The 18,871-nt window shown below is 44.2% G+C and carries 14 protein-coding genes and 1 pseudogene; 7 read left to right on the forward strand and 8 right to left on the reverse strand.

Annotated features, from left to right (window positions below; genetic code table 11):
• The first annotated feature begins 64 nt into the window (after positions 1–64).
• The 6 genes from QQL36_RS28490 to QQL36_RS28515 all read left to right on the forward strand — a co-directional run bounded on the left by QQL36_RS28490 (position 65) and on the right by QQL36_RS28515 (position 11,106).
• Positions 65–3,394 carry a TonB-dependent receptor gene (locus QQL36_RS28490; RefSeq protein ID WP_179091162.1) on the forward strand — a complete coding sequence of 1,110 codons (3,330 nt, stop codon included), beginning with the start codon at positions 65–67 and terminating at the stop codon, positions 3,392–3,394.
• 11 nt (positions 3,395–3,405) lie between these two features.
• A complete protein-coding gene (locus QQL36_RS28495) occupies positions 3,406–5,346 on the forward strand; it encodes a RagB/SusD family nutrient uptake outer membrane protein (RefSeq protein WP_321567600.1) in 1,941 nt (646 codons plus the stop codon).
• Between the two features lie 21 nt (positions 5,347–5,367).
• Entirely contained in the window at positions 5,368–6,111 is a 744-nt protein-coding gene (locus QQL36_RS28500) for a DUF3823 domain-containing protein (protein ID WP_321567601.1), read from the forward strand.
• A gap of 246 nt (positions 6,112–6,357) precedes the next feature.
• Positions 6,358–8,523 carry a hypothetical protein gene (locus QQL36_RS28505; RefSeq protein WP_321567602.1) on the forward strand — a complete coding sequence of 722 codons (2,166 nt, stop codon included), beginning with the start codon at positions 6,358–6,360 and terminating at the stop codon, positions 8,521–8,523.
• Positions 8,524–8,736: 213 nt separating this feature from the next.
• Positions 8,737–9,549, forward strand: a complete 813-nt coding sequence (locus QQL36_RS28510; RefSeq protein WP_321567603.1) for an MBL fold metallo-hydrolase — start codon at positions 8,737–8,739, stop codon at positions 9,547–9,549.
• 267 nt (positions 9,550–9,816) lie between these two features.
• Entirely contained in the window at positions 9,817–11,106 is a 1,290-nt protein-coding gene (locus QQL36_RS28515; protein WP_083723918.1) for an acetyl-CoA hydrolase/transferase family protein, read from the forward strand.
• Positions 11,107–11,499: 393 nt separating this feature from the next.
• Here QQL36_RS28515 and QQL36_RS28520 read toward each other — a convergent pair whose 3' ends face one another.
• The 4 genes from QQL36_RS28520 to QQL36_RS28535 all read right to left on the reverse strand — a co-directional run bounded on the left by QQL36_RS28520 (position 11,500) and on the right by QQL36_RS28535 (position 14,395).
• Complete coding sequence (locus QQL36_RS28520) at positions 11,500–11,868, reverse strand: winged helix-turn-helix transcriptional regulator (RefSeq protein WP_083723920.1); 369 nt, start codon at positions 11,866–11,868, stop codon at positions 11,500–11,502.
• A gap of 213 nt (positions 11,869–12,081) precedes the next feature.
• Entirely contained in the window at positions 12,082–13,173 is a 1,092-nt protein-coding gene (locus QQL36_RS28525; protein ID WP_321567604.1) for a TlpA disulfide reductase family protein, read from the reverse strand.
• Positions 13,174–13,319: 146 nt separating this feature from the next.
• Positions 13,320–14,096 carry a hypothetical protein gene (locus QQL36_RS28530; RefSeq protein WP_321567605.1) on the reverse strand — a complete coding sequence of 259 codons (777 nt, stop codon included), beginning with the start codon at positions 14,094–14,096 and terminating at the stop codon, positions 13,320–13,322.
• A 98-nt stretch (positions 14,097–14,194) separates the two neighbouring features.
• Positions 14,195–14,395 carry a hypothetical protein gene (locus QQL36_RS28535; protein WP_321567606.1) on the reverse strand — a complete coding sequence of 67 codons (201 nt, stop codon included), beginning with the start codon at positions 14,393–14,395 and terminating at the stop codon, positions 14,195–14,197.
• Positions 14,396–14,532: 137 nt separating this feature from the next.
• Between QQL36_RS28535 and QQL36_RS28540 the strand changes: the two are divergent.
• Positions 14,533–14,757: pseudogene (locus tag QQL36_RS28540) on the forward strand (DNA glycosylase AlkZ-like family protein); the annotation flags it as partial.
• Positions 14,758–14,801: 44 nt separating this feature from the next.
• Here the strand turns inward: QQL36_RS28540 and QQL36_RS28545 are convergent.
• The 4 genes from QQL36_RS28545 to QQL36_RS28560 form a co-directional block, all read right to left on the reverse strand.
• The gene (locus tag QQL36_RS28545) at positions 14,802–15,383 is read right to left on the reverse strand and encodes a hypothetical protein (RefSeq protein ID WP_083723926.1); all 582 of its coding nucleotides are present in this window, start codon (positions 15,381–15,383) and stop codon (positions 14,802–14,804) included.
• Positions 15,384–15,420: 37 nt separating this feature from the next.
• A complete protein-coding gene (locus QQL36_RS28550; RefSeq protein WP_321567607.1) occupies positions 15,421–17,646 on the reverse strand; it encodes a hypothetical protein in 2,226 nt (741 codons plus the stop codon).
• Positions 17,647–17,730: 84 nt separating this feature from the next.
• Entirely contained in the window at positions 17,731–18,216 is a 486-nt protein-coding gene (locus QQL36_RS28555) for a hypothetical protein (RefSeq protein ID WP_321567608.1), read from the reverse strand.
• Between the two features lie 124 nt (positions 18,217–18,340).
• Positions 18,341–18,787 (reverse strand): hypothetical protein, encoded by a 447-nt coding sequence (locus tag QQL36_RS28560; RefSeq protein WP_321567609.1) that lies wholly within the window; start codon positions 18,785–18,787, stop codon positions 18,341–18,343.
• Between the last annotated feature and the right edge of the window lie 84 nt (positions 18,788–18,871).

The raw sequence follows: 18,871 nt of genomic DNA on the forward strand, positions 1-18,871 counted from the left end.
ATTTAAAAAACCTCGGCAATTCCACGTGCCATTAAAACTGCTACTAAAAACATTTCTATTAGTTATGTTCACCGCCCTTCAGGTACATGGTAAGGCACAAAATGTGACCATATCGGAGCGCAATGTGCCGCTGGAAAAACTCCTGATGGACCTGAAAGAACAAAGCGGTTACAATTTTCTCTATAACGCACCCATGCTCGCCAGCGCACGCCCAGTAAGCATTTCAGTGACCAACTCTCCGATCGATGAGGTGCTGCGCCTTTGCTTCAAAGACCAGCCACTTGATTATGTGATCAAGCAGAAAACCATCATCATCAGACAAAAAGATAAACCTGCTACGCCTCCTGCTCCTCCTGCCGATATCACCATCAGCGGTAGAGTGACCAACGATGCCAACGAAGCATTGCCCGGCGTAAGCATTGGTATCAAAGGGACTTCCAGAGGCACCACCTCCGATGCCAACGGGAACTTCATTCTCCATGTGCGTAGTGAAAACGATACACTGGTATTTACTTTCATCGGCTTCTCTGCCAGAGAAGTAGTGGTAGGCAACCGTACCCGTATCGATATTAAATTATCTGCTGAAAACAAGTCCCTGGGGGAAGTGGTAGTGGTAGGTTACGGTCAGCAAACAAAAGCAACCGTAACAGGTGCGGTAGCTGCCATTAAAAGCGCTGACATCGTCCGCACCAAAAACGAAAACGTAACCAACATGCTGACAGGTAAACTGGCCGGCGTACGTATCGTACAGAAATCTTCCGAACCCGGTACCTTCAACAATACCTTCGATATTCGTGGCATGGGCGATGCGTTGATCATTATCGATGGTATCCCCCGCGATAACATGTCCCGCCTGAACCCTGACGATGTGGAAAGCATCTCTGTGCTGAAAGACGCGTCTGCAGCGGTATACGGGGTACGCGCGGCAAACGGCGTGGTGCTCATCACAACTAAAAAAGGAAAGGCGGGTACCAACGTCATCAACTACAACGCTAACTTCGGTATTCAAACCCCGATCGGCTCTCCGAAAAGCACCAGCGCTGCCGACTGGATGACCCTCGCAAATGAGAAATCCATGCATAACCAGAACGGTGGTACACTCCGCTACTCCCTCGACGAAGTAGAAGCCTACAGAAACGGTACCAAACAAGGTACTGACTGGTACAAAGCCGTAATCAGGCCATCTGCACCTATGTCTCAGCACAACCTGAGCACCAGTGGCGGTTCTGACAGGGTACAGTACTATGCATCTCTCGGTTACCTTTCTCAGGAATCTTTCCTGCGGAGTAACAGCAACAGCTACAAACGTTACAACTTACGCTCTAACGTAACAGGCCGGATCACTGATCGTTTGAAAGCTGACTTCCAGCTGAACGGTATCTTCGACGAGTCCAACAAGAACTACGAATCCACCGACTGGATCATCCGCTCTATGGAAAGATCTGCTGCTATTCAGCCAATTTATTCCAATGACAATCACGACTACCTGCAGGTTGGTTCTGTAGACGGTTCCAACCCTGTAGCCATGGCAGACGCTAACCAGTCTGGTTACAGAAAATATGGCAACAAATGGTTCCAGTCTAACGTGAGCCTGGAATACGATGTTCCCGGCATCACAGGTCTGCGTGCAAAAGGTATGTTCGGTTACGACTATCAGTTACTCGACAACAAGATCTATAAAAAACAATACAACCTCTACAACTACGATGACGCGACCGAATCTTATAACGCAACTACCAACCAGAGTCCCAGCAACATCCGCAGGGAATTCTATACCAAGCAATCCATCCTTACTCAGTTCTCACTGAACTACATGCGTACCTTCAACGAAGTGCATAATGTGAGCGTCCTTGCTTTGGTAGAAGGTCAGCACCGTCAGGGAGATAACATCTTTGCAGCCCGTGATCTTTCTCTGGCACTGGATCAGCTCTCCGCAGGTAACAGTGATAACCAGCAGGGTAGCATGTCTACCAACAGCGCTGACCTGTATGACTATGCAAACATTGGTTATGTAGGTAAGGCTAACTATAACTACAAAGGCAAGTACCTCGCAGAGTTCGGGTTCCGTTATGATGGTTCCTCCCGCTTTGATGCTGCTCACCGCTGGGGCTTCTTCCCTTCTGGTTCCGTGGGTTGGCGCTTTACAGATGAAAACTTCTGGAAAAACCTGGATGTAAAATTCATCGACAACGCCAAGTTCCGTGCATCATATGGTGTGCTGGGTGATGACAACGCTTCTACCTATCAATACCTGAATGGTTACACATATCCTGCAGGTGGCGATAATAACAACCTCCCAGGTGGTTCTGTATTCGATGGTACTTATGTGAACAGCTCTGTAAGTACTGGTATCGCGAACAAAAATATTACATGGTATACTGCGAAAACATTTGACGTAGGCCTGGACCTCAATACCAAAAACGGTATGTTCGGTTTGATCGTAGACTACTTCCAGCGTAAGCGTAGTGGCTTGCTGGCCACCCGCAGTGTAAGTCTGCCTTCAGTCGTAGGCGCTGCACTGCCTCAGGAAAACCTGAATGGCGATATGACCCGTGGTATCGATATCGAAGTCACACATCACTACAAAATTGGTGAAGTGAGCTATAATGTAAGAGGTACTTTCGGTTTCACCCGCACACAATATACTTATCAGGAAGTAGGTAAATATGGTAACAATTACAACGAATGGAGAAGCAATAACAACAACCGCTACTCTGATATGGTATGGGGTTTCAAAGGCATTGGCCAGTTCCAGAGCTACGAAGAAATAGCCAATAGCAAAGTGAAATATGACCAGGGTACACTGCCCGGCGACTATAAATACGAAGATACCAATGGTGACGGCATCATCTCTGACCTTGACTTACAGCCTATCAGCTATAGCGGCAGACCGATGTTCTCCTATGGCCTGACACTGGATGCGAGCTGGAAAGGATTTGACCTGGCTATGCTGTTCCAGGGTGCTGCCAAAGTATATGTAAACTATGTTGAGATCTTAGCAGAGCCTATCTGGGGATCCAATTATTCCAACGCACTTGAAATGTTTATGGACAGATGGCATCCTCAGGATCCAACTGCCAACCCTTACGATCCTAATACTAAATGGGTGAAAGGTAAATACGCTTACACAGGCACCGTGGCAAGAGGCAACTCTACATTCTCTTATTTCAATGCCAGCTACCTCCGTCTGAAAACGGTTGAGTTAGGCTACACCTTACCGGTATCCCTGCTGAAACGTGCAGGTATCAAAGGTGCGAGAGTGTATTGCAACATCTACAACGCCCACACCTGGTCAAGCATGAAATTCATTGATCCGGAACATCCTGCTGACAGTTATGGTAACGTATATCCGCTGAACCGTACCTACAACATGGGCTTCACCATCAATCTTTAATTCTTGTGATTATGAAAAAGTTTAAATATATACTACCATTCATACTGGGTTTTTCGCTCTTTTCCTGTACCAAACTGGATATCTCTCCAACCAATATCATCCAGGACGGTGATATCTTCGGTTCAGAAGCAGGTATCAATTCCTACATGGCAAGGATCTACAGCGAAATGCCGATCGAAGATTTCCGTTATAGTCCCAACTATCTGTTCAATCACTTCTGGGTACTACAGGTACCAGGTACGATGTCAGGCGAAGCATTGTGCCGCGAAGTAGGTGGTGCTAAGAACGAGTCTACATCTACAGATTATGGCGATACATGGAGCGATCTTTACACCGTGATCAGGGAATGCAATTACTTCCTGGAAAACATTAAAAACTACCAAAGCAGTTATTCTACTGCCAAGGTGGCCCAGTTCAAAGGGGAAGCTTACTTTATACGTGCCTTCACTTACTATGCACTGGTAAAACGCTATGGTGGCGTACCGTTGGTAACACGTGTACTGAACTATCCATCAGAATCCATCTCAGATGTAGACATCGCACGCTCTTCAGAGGAAGATACCTGGAAACTGGTGGGTGCCGATTATGATAGTGCGATTGCTTTATTACCAGCTACCAACCAGGTAGGTCGTGCCAATAAATATGCGGCGTATGCTATGAAGGCGAGAGCCATGGTGCACGCGGGATCTATTGCAAAATACAATACAAACTCATACATCGTAGGGGGTATTCGCCTCTGTGGCATGAGTACTGACCTGGCAAAAGATTTCTATACACAGGCTTACAATGCAGCACTGGCGGTAGATGCAGGTGGTTATTCCCTGTATATGAATGAATGGGCGTCTGGTGATAAAACCGCTCAGTACACCAACTATAAAAATATCTTCTCCAAAGCCAGCAGTTCAGAAGCGATCTTTGTAAAACAATATAGCTATCCTGAAAGTGTACATGGTTATGATGCATACAATGTACCTGCTCAATATAAAGGTGCAAACGGTTATTCTTCTGAGACCAATCCTACCCTGAATTTCGTAGAAATGTTCGATGGTATTCCTAAAGATGGAAACGGACATGTAGATGTATACAACAGCAATGGTACTTACAAACTCTATGACAGCACCATGCAGTTTTTTGCAGATGCAGAGCCTCGTCTCAGAGCGACAGTTATCTTACCGAACGATCAGTTCAAAGGCACTGCCTGTCAGATATGGAGAGGTATTTATACCGGTGCATCCACGTCATCTATAGCCCGCCTTATTCCTGAAGGCAGTACGACCAAGTATGAAAATTCATCCAGCGCTTCTCAGTTAGTCACCTCTTCCAGTGGTAGTCAGACGGCATATACACTGCACGATGGTACTAAAATGAATCCTGCTGGTGCAGCGGGTGTATTTTATGGAGATAACACCTGCGCTATGTCCGGCTTCACCATCCGCAAATGGTTGAATGAAGGGATGGCACAGGAAGAAGTACTGGAAAACAGATCTGCACAACCATGGATTGAAATGCGCTATGCAGAGGTATTACTGATCCGTGCAGAAGCTGCAGCAGAACTGGCTACGCTGGGTACAGCCGATTACCTGAATGATGCCTATACCAGCATTGACAAGATCAGAACCCGTGCAGGTGCAGATCTGTTATCAGGTATAGAAAAAGCATCTCCCGATGCATTCATCAGTGCAGTACGCAAAGAACGTCGTAAAGAACTGGCCTTCGAAAACAAAGTATGGTGGGATTTAAAACGTTGGAGAGTGATTGCAACCGAACAGTCCAATACCCGCTGGCGTACACTGATGCCGTTTTATGCTGATAATGCCGGCAAATGGTTCTTCGATGCACGCTATGATGAAAGGGGTAGTACGTTCACATTTGATACGCGCTGGTACTACCAGGAACTGCCGGGGGCAGCGATTACAACCAGTACTAAGGTGGTGCAGAATTCAGGCTATTAATCTACTAAAACTTTGAAGACGATGAAAATTCAATATATAGTTTTGGCGCTGGGGCTGTTTTGCTCCTGCACGAAATATGATAACAAGGATAAGCCTTCCATGGTATTGAAAGGTTTGATCACAGACTCGATCACTGGTCAGGGATTGCAGACGCAGGTAGGTGATAATGGTGTAAGGTTCAAATTGCTGGACCTGAATTATTCAGCAAGTCCTACCCCATTTTATTTTACAACCAATCAGGATGGTACGTTTGAGTGTTCCGTTATTCCTGCAGGGAAGTATAATGTAACACCGCTCGGGCCATTCGTGCCGCTTGTACAATTGGATGCCAATGGAGATACGACGAAAAATGCGAGTGTGACAATTGATATCAATGGTACGGTGACGCAGAATTTTACAGTGGTGCCTTTCCTTGAAGTGGAATGGATCGGGGATCCGGTGGTGAATGCCGATAATACTATTACGGTGCAGTTCAGGGTGTCCAGAGGTACAACATTGCCGGCGTATCAGCAGGATCTGGGGAATATTTATCTGTTCGTGAATTCAAGCAGTTATAATGTGGGTGATAATAATTATGATTCACGTTATACAGTGGCAGTGAGCAATCCGACCACTCAGTTGGGACAAACGATTACAGTAACGACTCCTGTATTACCATATACAAATGCAACTTATTACCTGCGTGCTGGTGGACGAATTAATTATAGTGTAGATGGTGTGAACAGGTATAATTATAATGAGCCGATAGCGGTGAAAGTACCGTAAGGCCCTTTGTGCGAATTCCACTTTTTATGGCATCTGTGTTTGCTGTCTACAAGGCCACAGGCCATCATAGCAAGTTCCTTCCGCCTACGGCGGAAGGGCTTGTTACAAATGTTACTCAGTTAATTGTGTTTAGTGTGCTATCAGTATAACTCACTTCTCTTATGTAGGAGTGAGTTATTTCAAAGTTTTTAATTACAGGTCTCAACTTTCCATTATGAAGAAACCATTGCTTCTACTCTCCTGCTTTTGCCTGTCCTTATTGGCAACTGCGCAGAAAGGAGAAAAAACAGCTCTCTCTCTCTCTCTCTCTCTCTCTCTCTCTCTCTCTCTCTCTCTCTCTCTCTCTCTCTCTCTCTCTCTCTCTCCTTTCAGACCAGCAGTCCGTGGCGGCCTGAAATAGACGTAAGATCAGACATCGCCATCGTATATGGCGCAGGTGATCATCATAACATGACCTTCGAACAAAGAGTAAAATCATGGCGTGACCATGGCTACACCGTTCAATTCATGACAGGCATTGCCTGGGGCTCTTATGATGATTATTTTCTTGGTAAATGGGATGGGAAAAACCATCTTGGTATTGGTCAGGTTATGCAAAATGGCGATACCATCTGGCATGGTCACAACATTCCTTATGTTGTACCGGAAAGCACCTTTATCGAATACATGAAAAAGGGTGTAGTCAAAAAAGTGATCGACGCAGGCATCACCGCCATCTACCTCGAAGAACCTGAATTCTGGGCACGTGCCGGTTATGGCCAGACTTTCAAAGACGAATGGCAACGTTATTACGGGTTCCCATGGCGACCACAGCATGAGTCTCCGGAAAATACTTATTTGTCCAGCAAACTGAAGTACCATTTATATTATAATGCGATTAAGGAAGTCTCCTCTTACGCGAAAGCCTATGGAAAAACCAAAGGCCTGGATGTAAAGGTGTACATTCCTACGCACTCATTGGTCAACTACTCTTCCTGGAAGATCGTTAGTCCCGAAGCAAGTCTGGCATCATTACCCAGTATTGACGGGTACATTGCACAGGTATGGACAGGCACTTCCCGCGAACCTACATTCTTCAATGGGTTAGAGAAAGAGCGTGTGTTTGAAAATGCTTTTTTAGAATATGGCTCTGTTATTTCAATGACCGCACCTACGAACAGGAAGGTGTTCTTATTGACTGACCCTATCGAAGACTGGCCGCGTGACTGGAGTGATTACAAACGTAATTATCAGGCGACATTCACCGCCAAGATCCTTTACCCGATGGTAGCTGATTACGAAGTAATGCCATGGCCGGAGCGTATATACACCAGACCTTACAAAGTAGCGAATAGTGATAGCATGGTATTGATACCTAAATACTATTCTACGCAAATGCAGGTGATGGTAAATGCGCTGAATGATATGCCGCGCTCTGCGAATCGGGTGACGGGGGTAAATGGGATAGGTGTGCTGATGGGAAATTCCCTGATGTTCCAGCGTTTCCCAACGCATAATGGTTTTGAAGATCCGCAGTTCTCCAACTTTTATGGGCAGACATTACCGCTGTTGAAATTAGGGATCCCTGTTCAGACGGTGCATATGGAAAACCTGTCCTTTGCAGCTAGTCTGAAAGATATCAGGGTGTTGGTAATGAGTTATTCCAATATGAAACCAATGAGTGCTGATGTACATAAATATATAGCTGAATGGGTAAAGAAAGGGGGTATACTGGTGTATTGTTCAAAAGACGACGATCCATACCAGTCAGTGATGGAGTGGTGGAATACGAAGGGAAATCATTATAAAACGCCTTCCGCGCATTTGTTCGGTTTGTTAGGGATTGCTCCAGATGGAGGGAAGTATAATGTTGGAAAAGGGAAGGTGTATATCATAAAAGAAGATCCGAAGAACTTTGTGATGCAGGTGAATGGGGCAGATAATTATGTGGCGACAATAAAAGAAGCCTTTGGTGGGAATATACAGACCAAAAACAATCTTTATTTAGAAAGAGGCCCATATGATATTGTAGCGGTGATGGATGAGGTGGCGGATAAAACCCCTTATGTGATCAAAGGACCTGTGGTGGACCTGTTTGATCCTACATTGCCGGTATTGGCCCGGAAAATAGTAGAACCTGGTTCTCAGGCTTTCCTGTATAATATTAATAGAGTGGCGGATAAGTCTAAGCCAAAGGTATTAGCTGCTGCTGCAAGGATATATGATGAGGTGGTGACGGCGAACAGCTATAATTTTACAGCAAAGAGTCCTGTGAACACAATTAATGCGATGCGGGTGTTATTGCCTGCGGAGCCGAAAGAGGTAGTGACAGGTAATAAGGAGGTGGTGAAGTCATGGGATGAAAGCTCCCATACCCTTTATCTTGGATTTGATAATAGTCCGGATGGGGTGAAGGTGAATATTAAATGGTAGATGAGCAGGCCGCCAGATTGTATCCAGGCTGCCAGCAAAATGATAGATGAGCAGTCCGCCAAATACCCGCTCCACGAAGGGTGTCTCTTTTTGAGGCACCCTTTATTTTTGGTGGAATGCTCCAGCTCAAATCTTCCCTTTACCATGAAGGATGTATCATCCTCTCAACAAAAACTAACTTCTTTAGCAATTTATTATTTACTTTGCAGCTTCATGTCACTTTACATCACATCACTTAATTCCGGTAGCAATGGTAATTGCTATTACATAGGCAACGACCATGAAGCGATCATGGTAGACGCCGGGCTCTCCTGCAGAGAAACCGAGCGCCGCATGCACCGCCTGGGATTGAGTATGACGAAGGTAAAGGCGCTCTTTATCTCGCACGAGCACACGGATCATATAAAAGGGATCACTATTCTTTCTAAAAAGTACAACCTCCCTGTTTATATCACCCCTGCTACCCAACGTAGCGGCAATCTTCTATTACAGGAACAGCAGGCTATCTCTTTTCTCCCTTACACGCCGGTTCAGATCGGCGAACTGAGCATCACGGCTTTTCCAAAATTCCATGATGCGGTAGAGCCACATTCTTTTATAATATCTGGCAATGCTATTAATATAGGCGTCTTCACAGACATTGGTGCCCCCTGCGAGCATTTAATTAAACATTTCCAGATTTGTCATGCGGCGTTTTTGGAGGCGAATTATGATGAGGTGATGTTGGAGAATGGGCAGTATCCTTATCATTTAAAGAAGAGGATACGGGGTGGGCATGGGCATTTGTCCAATAAGCAGGCGTTAGAGCTATTTAAAAAGCATAGGCCACCGTTTATGACGCATTTGTTTCTTTCTCACTTATCGAAGGATAATAATGATCCGGATGTGGTATTGGAGTTATTTCAGCAGCATGCCGGGGATACGCATATAGCAGTAGCTTCAAGGTATCAGGAGACGCCGATATATAATATATCTGATAATGGGAAGACGGCGCCGGTTAGGTATACGCAGATGAGTATGTTTTAGTGATAGGGTATCAGTATTTAAAAAGGTAACCCAATAGTAAGCCTCTTCCTTGCTGCCGCAGGCCAATTTCCCACCTATCATTCGCATTTCTCCTTCAAAAAAATCCCCCTATTCCACTTTCAGCATGCCCCTGTCGTCCCCACAGCAGCCCCTTCCCTCCCAAAATCCCCCATTCTCCTGACTACAAATACTTTCCTTCCTGACTCTCATCAGCATTTAACAACCCATCTGCTGGTAATTTTGAGGCATCAAAGTCAATGAAACGATATGTTTAAGTATATCCCGGCATCAGAAGCTGTAAAGTGTGTGACTTCAGGTAACCGTGTTTTTATCCATGGATCCGCCGCAACGCCAATGCACCTTTTAAAAGCCCTTCAAGATAGGCACGCAGAATTGGAGAATGTTGAATTAACAAGCATCACAACCTTAGGTAAGGTAGACTTCGACAATCCTGCATACAGAAAAAGCTTTTTTGTTAATTGCCTTTTCACATCCGCTGCCAACCGTAAGGTAGTGAATAGTGAGGATGGTGACTACGTTCCTATTTTCCTGAGTCAGATACCTCAGCTGTTCAAAAAGAACATTCTGCCTCCGGATGTTGCATTTATTTCAGTATCACCTCCGGACCAACACGGCTATTGCTCATTGGGTACCTCAGTAGACATCGCCCGCGCTGCAACGGAAGTAGCAAAATATATCGTGGCACAGGTAAATCCTAAAATGCCACGCACTCACGGTGAAGGTTTCATCCACGTATCACGCTTCCACGCTGCCGTATGGCACGAAGAAGATCTACCAGTACTGGACTACTCTTCAGATGCTACCCCAGTCACCGCTCAGATTGGCCGCAATATCGCTACCCTGGTAGAAGACGGCGCCACCCTGCAGTTAGGTATCGGCAGCATCCCTGATTATGTGTTAAAGAACCTGACCAACCATAAGAACCTGGGCTTGCACACAGAAATGATGTCCGACGGCGTCATTCCATTGATCGAAAGTGGTGTAATCAACAATAGCCTGAAGAAAGTGAACGTAGGCAGAAATGTCACAGCTTTCATGGCAGGTACCCGCAAACTGTATGATTTTGTAAACGATAACCCAACCGTAAGGGTACTGGCTATCGACTATGTAAATGATACAGCTGTGATCCGTCAGAATCCAAAAGCTACCGCTATCAACAGCGCCATCGAAGTAGACCTCACTGGTCAGGTGTGTGCAGATAGTATCGGTACTTACCAATACTCCGGTATCGGTGGGCAGATGGACTTTATGAGAGGTGCTTCATTGTCAGATGGTGGTAAGCCAATCATTGCGCTGCCATCAGTGACAAACAAAGGTATCTCCCGCATCACCCCTTACCTGAAACAAGGTGCTGGTGTGGTGACTACAAGAGGACATATACATTGGGTGGTGACTGAATATGGTATTACGAACCTGTTCGGTAAAGGCCTGAAACAAAGAGGTAAAGCGCTGATCGAAATTGCACACCCTGATCATAGGGAAGCATTAGAGAGAGCTTTCTTCGAAAGATATGCTAAAAAATCAGCGGTAATATAAGATATTAAAGATAACACTGGTTACAAGGAAGGTCCATTGTGCGCGATTTGCAACGGGCATTCTGACATCCCGGAATGCCCTTCTTCTGACCTTCCTTTCTTTTTTATTTTGCTGGTAAGTTTTTATTTTGGTTGCTTTCATTCAAATAATAGCAGAACCTGGCTGTGAGGCAAGGTTTTGCTTTTTTGATTTATAAAGTTAAGCTGGCCTTATTTCATAAAAAAGACCGGGATTATTTTATAAGAAGGAACCTGACCTTTTATAATAATGAGCTAACCTTATTTTATTAGAAGGACCTTTTATTAAAAGGACCTGGCTTTATTGAAAATACATACTCAATAGGCTTTGCCTTCAATTAGTTTATTTTCCCAATTTCCGCCGCTGGCAACCTTCTTACACAATCACCTGCTGCATGATCCGCTTCCTATGCTGCACTCCCCACTTCGCCATTTCCGAAATAATGCTCTGCAATGTTCCACCATAGTCAGTCAGCTCATACTCCACCGTTACCGGCTTTGTATCATGCACAGTCCGCTTTACCAGCTCATTCATTTCCAACTCTCTTAACTCTTTTGACAGCATCTTGGACCCTATTCCTTCCACTTCTCTTTGCAATTCCATAAATCGTCGCTTTCCAAAACTCAGCGAACCAATGATGGAAATCTTCCATTTCCCATTCAACACATCCAGGGTATCATGTATGGCCCGTAAATGTCCCTGACATTCTTCAGACCTTTCCTGCGAATGAATTTTCTTACTCATAACAGCTTTACTGTACCGTCAAAAGTACAGGATGTAGGAGTAATTTCAAAAAAACCACCCTGGGGGCGTGTTTCCGACAGCTTTTTCCCTAATTCCTGCCTTCAGGTACCCACCGCGCCCTAACGCAGGACCTCTAACGACTTCTCCTCCAACGGCTGTTTTCAGATACAGTACAATGATAATTTTCCTTCACAATCTATCAAAAACTCCTCCCTAACGCAGCACCTCCATCAACTTCTCCTCTAACGCCTCCCCTCTCAGATACCTTGCAACAATAACCCCTTTAGGATCAATCAAAAAGTTACAAGGAATCGCCTTAATCCCATACTCCTGCGCCAATTTCCCCTGAAACCCCTGTAAATCAGACACCTGCACCCACGGCATTCTATCCTCCGCAATCGCCTGTTGCCAACTCTCTTTCTTTTCATCCAGCGATACCCCTAAAACTGTAAAATTCTTATGCTTAAACTGATTATACGCTTTCAACAAATTTGGATTCTCCGCCCTGCAAGGCTTACACCAACTCGCCCAGAAATCTATCAATACATACTTCCCCTTCAGATCCGCCAATCTTACCGTATCCCCATTCACATCGGTCTGTTTAAAATCCATCAATGTCTGTCCGACCGCACTCTTTTTCAAAACAGCAATTCTTTCCTGCAGAGCCTTTCCGGGAGTCGTGCTTACCATGGCCGGAGATAATTTCCGGAAAAGGCTATCCAGCAAGGTCGGATCTCCCACCAGCGCCATATCACTCAGCAGCGATACGCTCACCACACTTCCTGGATGGGTAGCGATGAATTGATTCGTTCTTTCATCTTTCACTTCATCCAAAGAATCAAACTTCGTCCTGATCAACTCCTTCAAACTATCATTGTCCTTCGCCTTTACCCACTGATCAGTTAATGCCTGTCCTTCTTTTTTAATATCCGCCAGGGACCTTTGATATTCATCAAAGTCCGCTTGTGGCGCAGAACCTGTAATCCGTAACTGATCGAGTGAATCAATATGGCCATGAATCTCCACGGCCGAATTATCCATATACAATGGAATGGTTTTGTCGCCTATCCGCAACATCAGCCGCTGTACTTCCTGGATATCTCCTGACCAGCTGAATGCACCGTCTTTTACAGGTATCGGTTCTGTGTTATAAGTGTCACCCGCAGGGATGTTCAGGAAAATAGCGGGATCATACAATCCATCGATGGTACCAGTGATGCTGGCATGTGGGGTATCCTGCTTACAGCCAGGTGCGAAAAGCAAACCTGCGGAGAGGATAGCGAGGGGTAAATAACGCGTTGGCATAATGGGGTTTTAAAGGAATGTTGGGTTAAACTATTGGGTAAATGTAAATCTTTAGAGTTAAATGCCAAACTGTTACTTTATATGCTAAAATGTTCCTTTAATGTTGTTGCTTGAATGCTAAAGAATCTTTAGGGTTAAAGGTCAAACTATCCTTCCAATTCCTCTATCATCTCATTATCAACTTCCAATTGCAAATAAGTAATATTAATATTCAAAATCTCCTTCGCCGGTATCACGATCACATCCCCTGGTAAATCAATCGGAATCCCAGGCTCATTCGAATAAGCAGTCGTCTTCCCACCCTCTCCCAAAGGCTGCTCTGTCAGCACCTGTTTCCTCAAATCCCTGCGGGTCACCTGCGTTAAGACAATGTAATTCAGCTCTGTCGACTTAGTCTGAAAGTAATAATTTTCCAGGTAACCTGTATAGATCAATGTCGACTCTTTTGAACCAGTCACCACATTCAGCAAAATCATGTCAAAATTCATGGAAGCATACTTCCCATCAAACAACTCATACCACTCATTTCCTGCACCCAGCAATGCTACAATCTTCTCACTCAATCGCTTATTTTTTACGATCCACGCACTCACTACAAATGCTGCTGCAAATGCAAACAATACATACCCCATGAAACTGATCACATCCCACCCCATGGTTCTGTTATCGATATGAAAATCCCTGTTGGAATAAATAATATTGAGCATCAGGTCAAACTTTACCGTCATCCCCAATGTGAAGAGGATGGGTAATAAAACCAGGTGTGTACAGATGGGAACGAGGATAAACATCCAGATGGTGTCGGTGATAGACAAGGCACCCAATAACTCCTTCAGCTGGCGGTGGTTATTAAGCGCCAGACGAAATGAAATAGCTGGAATAAATAATAAGGTGATAAGGAAAGCGCCGATGGCAATGTTCATGTATCAATTAGAGGATTGAATCAGCTGCGCAAGACCGGGTTGACACTGTTAAAAATATGGCTATGGGGTGCATCAGGGGTGAAAGTGACTCCCAGCTATCACGGTTGTGAAATACCAGCACTCCTCACCGCAGCAATAAACTTAACGGGCTTATTACTTCTGCTCAGTACTACTTCAAACTGCACCTTCTCCCCATTGGAGATACGGTCACGATTATTAAATACAGCTTCTGACAAAGCAGCCGCTGCTTTATTGTTCTTTAAGAACGCTTTTCCAAGTTTACTGATCTTTGCACGCATACAAATTCAAATGGTTCTATACAAATATAAGTAAAATTTGTTGCCATAAGCATGCATTTACACAAACATATCATTATCAAATACTTAAGCCTCGCCATATCCCTCCGCCCCTCTAATTCACCCCCTACGCAGACAGAACAGCACTTGCACATGAAAAACACGCACACAAAATGCAGCGATCAGCCCCCTTCTTTGATAATACCATCATCATTGACGGTCAGGTAGCAGGTACATGGAAACGGGAAATAAAAAAAGATGAGGTAAAAGTTAGCCTACAGCCATTTGAAAAGTTAACCACCGCGAAGGAAACAAAATTAAAAAAAGCAGAAAAAAAATATATCAGTTTCACAAGTTCGAAATAGAAAAAAGAATACTAACAGAATGAGCTCACGAAAAAGGGATTGGTTTAGAATAACTCTTCCTCCTCCATATCCTCCAAAAAACTCCACGCCTTATCCTCACTCTTATACAAAAACAAATAATCCCTCAACCGCTTTTCTATCCCCATCCCCTGTATCTTATACAACTCTATCTTCAAATTACTAATCCCCTCTTCATCATCCGCCGCCGTCATAAACACCAGATCATAACTCGGAAACGCCACCACCAGGTCCTTCCCAAAATGCGCCGCCACTTTCTCCCATATCGGCGCTACTAATATAGCCGTTGCACAATGATCCGGCTCCCCTTCCAATTCATAACAACCAAAAATAGTCTGCACTATTTTAAACTCAAAATCTCTTATGAAATTATTTGTAGCCAACGCCATTATTTCCTCCGCTGTCATTTCATCGCCCAAATGACATTTGCTGATAAACGTGAATTTATCTCCTCTATCAATCACATATCCCAAAGCAAGGTCCTTCAGCCATAACCGGTGAATAGGAAAATCTGCCTCATCCTCCAACACCAACTTTAATTCATCTATCAAAAAAACTCTTGGGTAAATTTTATCCTTATACGCCTTTAAATCTGCCTGCATTGCCATATCGATCGATTTGATTTTATCTGAATGTAATTCAATTTTAGATGAATTTTATAGAACCAGGCTGCAATACGACTGTTTTAAAAGTAGCATGGATCAATACGTTGATGCCATATGGGCTAATCCCTCTTATCTCACCTATGTAACCTTTATTCAATTGCGCATTTGGATCCTGCTTATTACCCACTACCACTACATTGTGCCCCATCACATTCGATGGACTTTTCGGTGGCGCCAGATCAATGGAGTGTTTTTCTGTCAGCGTCGCTACCAGGTTGCTATTCCTAAGTGATCGGGGGTAGGCCTCAGCCACTGTATGCAGAAATTGATCCAACGCATACTTTTTCTTTTTCTGATTCGCCTTTTCCGTTCCCTTATCCTGTACAAAATCCCATAACGCATGCGTATTATCAAAACCATCCGTGACATACTCACTGATATTTGTAGCCTCCCTCCTCACCAACGATGGAGGGAAGTAATTGAGTCCGCTTGTATCAAACATCCCTAACAGGTGATCTGTGATAATTTTTGTTTTATTACCCAGTTCGTCTGTACTGAAAACCGCATCTCCATCCGTCTCGTACCTTTTCAGGAACTGCCGGTGCTGTCCTTCCCTGCGACCTCCCGGCACACCTCCTTTAGCAATAGTGGCAAGAGGGGTCACATTCAGCAAATTGAGATAAGTGGCAATGAAGTTTTCCAGGAAAGCAGTTTTTACGCCTACATTCTGCTTAAAATTCTCTCCCACCTTTCCTACAAATTTCCTGGCCTCATTAAAGGCCGCTACCAGGAAGATCTGGTGCTTTTCATCTATCACTCCGGCAAATTCCAGCTGTGGGCTTTTCATCGCCTCCTGTGTCATTAATGACAGTTGGAGGATGGCACTTGAAAGCGGCAGCCCTGTAAGGGTATTAATGACAGCATCCTGGTGAACGGCCCAGGCAGTAGTATGAGCGCCCATCGTACCGCTAAAAGGACTTTTGGTGCGACCGGTGGTAATAATATCGCCAATATTATCCAGGTCGTTCAATAATACTGTCACCTGGAAACCTGATCCGCCACCTGCAATATCTGAATCACCATAAGCAGATCCACGTACCTCTGATTCATTCAGTTGATGCGATCCACTGAGCTTAGACTTTACTTTATCCCTGTCATCCTCATCTTTAAAATTATAGCTCCCCGCAATATTGATAAATGTCTCTTCCCCATTCACCAGTTTCACGATATGGGCTACATTCAACGTAGGTATCTTGAGTGTTACATCGGTAGTGAGTAATGCCGTATCATTCATTTTACAGAAATCGTATGCAAAAGGATAAGCGACCCTGATGGTACGCAGGAAATTCTGTAGTGTCAAGGCCCATATTTCTTCTTTTACTTCCTTCCTTTGTGTGTTTTCGTGACCTTGTGCAAATACCTCTGGCGTTTCTTCTGCGAACATTGTCCAGAGTGTAGCCCGGATGTGCTTTTTATACAATGCCAGCTCCCCCTCTTTTAAGTCTCCTTTTAATAGCTTTCGCAATTCGGTATCCATGCCGGTAAAGTCTGTAGTATTCAGGTCTTTTTCATCCAGCGGGGTATAGGTTTCCAGAAGGCCGGTATTAGAAGGCGTTCCCTCCTCTTTCTGAAATTTCTGCGAAGCAGCGAATTCGAAATAGTTAATTTCGCCCCTTGCTACGCCTTCTCCATGGCCGGAAGGGTCTCCACCGGCTACTGTAGAGGTTGGGAGGAGGTTGATGTAGGTCAGGTACGCGTTGATGGCAATGCGTAACACCTGTAGCACGTTATGATAATTTTGCGCAGTGATTTTTGCTGATACACTCACGAGATTATCGCGGGATACTTTTAGCTGATAGGTCGCAAAGTCGAGTTTTGCCCATTGCTCTTTGCCGATATAGCCATCCAGCTTGCGCAAGGGGGAGTCCAGATCCTCATTGATGGTACCTAAAAACCAGTCGATCCCAACACTCATAGTAGTGCCTACCAGGTGCCTTCTGATGGCGTCGATATGTGCTACCCAGGCAGTAGAATGGGCACCCATCGTATTGCTGAATGGGGAGAGAGTGCGGCCGCCAATGATCACATCGTATATGTCGTAGTTATCGGTATTCCATTCTCCTACAATTTTTGTCAATGCTTGTCGCTGTATGACAGCAGTTTTCTGAACTACCGCTGGCTGAGAAATACCGGTAAAGGAGGAACGGTTTGCAGCAGCGCGGCTGGAAGGCTGAATGACAGAAATGTTTTTATTGTGCTGAAGCATAATATTGAGGGAATTGAAATAGGGTGGCGGAATTATATAGTAATATACAAATTTTCGGGGGTTTGGACAATTCCACACATCAAATTACCTCGTACATCCACTCATGTTCATCCTGATCTTATCTTTCATTTCTTCTTCTAATTTCCTCAAATACCTCTCAGGGTCAAGGCTTTCAGAAAATTCCATTCTATTACTTTTTGTAATCAGGATCCTGATCCGATAAGACTGTCGATTAATTTTCAGTTCGTAATACCTACTTTCAGAAGACATTTGAAATGGATAATATCCCAACCGGAATTTCAAAAACTCATCTACCTCATATTTGACTTCCAGTTCTCTTCTCTTTATTATTATGCTGTTATTTTCCTGAGACAACCAGATCTCGTAATCATTAAAAGATACCGAATATGCGATCCAAATTGTTGAAGAAAAAACGATGACATCCACAAGGATGGATGTTACACTAAAGTTCCTGGAACAAATATTTGCCAGTACAAATAATAATGGCCAGCAATATAAAATAAAGGTAATGTACCTTGCTTCCTTTGTACCGTTGGTAATCGGGATCATATCTATGCTTCTAATGATGTAAATGTAGCTTGCAGAAATTGCCAGGGCCGGCTCTCTTTTTTATCCGTTAGCACAAGTTCCATTTTTGCTTCGGTAAGGGAATCATCCTATTCAAATGTAATTTCTATCGGGCTACAATCAGCAATAATGGATTATCCATTCTATTACAACTTATTTGAAATTTGTCAGGGTCTAATATAATATATTCAACCCCCGCCGATTGCTGGACTTGCAGTAACTTCAGCTCCTCCGCTTTAAAATAAGGTACCCCATTGATAACAATGATATCAAACTCCTTCCCTGTCGCTACCCGAATCTCATTCACCAGCTCTTCCCCCGTCTTAAATTTCGCATTTACAGATGTTGGATAAATACTGATCCTCCTCCTCACATAATTCTTTTTCACCCGTGTGATACTGTCCTTATTTAAAATGATATTTTTAAACGCTACAGGGTGTCCATTGTATACTACCTGGTATCCCCTCTTCTCACTTTTAAAAACAGCCTTCTCAGAATACCTGATCGTCGTACAACTGGCGAGTCCCGTTAAAACAAACAAATACCGCCACATGTTATTGATTTTTATTGAATAGCATTATAGGAATACTAATTGTCGTTCGCACAGTTTGAAATAATATACAGACCAAAGATACTG

Source organism: Chitinophaga sp. LS1 (assembly GCF_034274695.1).
Taxonomy (GTDB): Bacteria; Bacteroidota; Bacteroidia; order Chitinophagales; family Chitinophagaceae; genus Chitinophaga.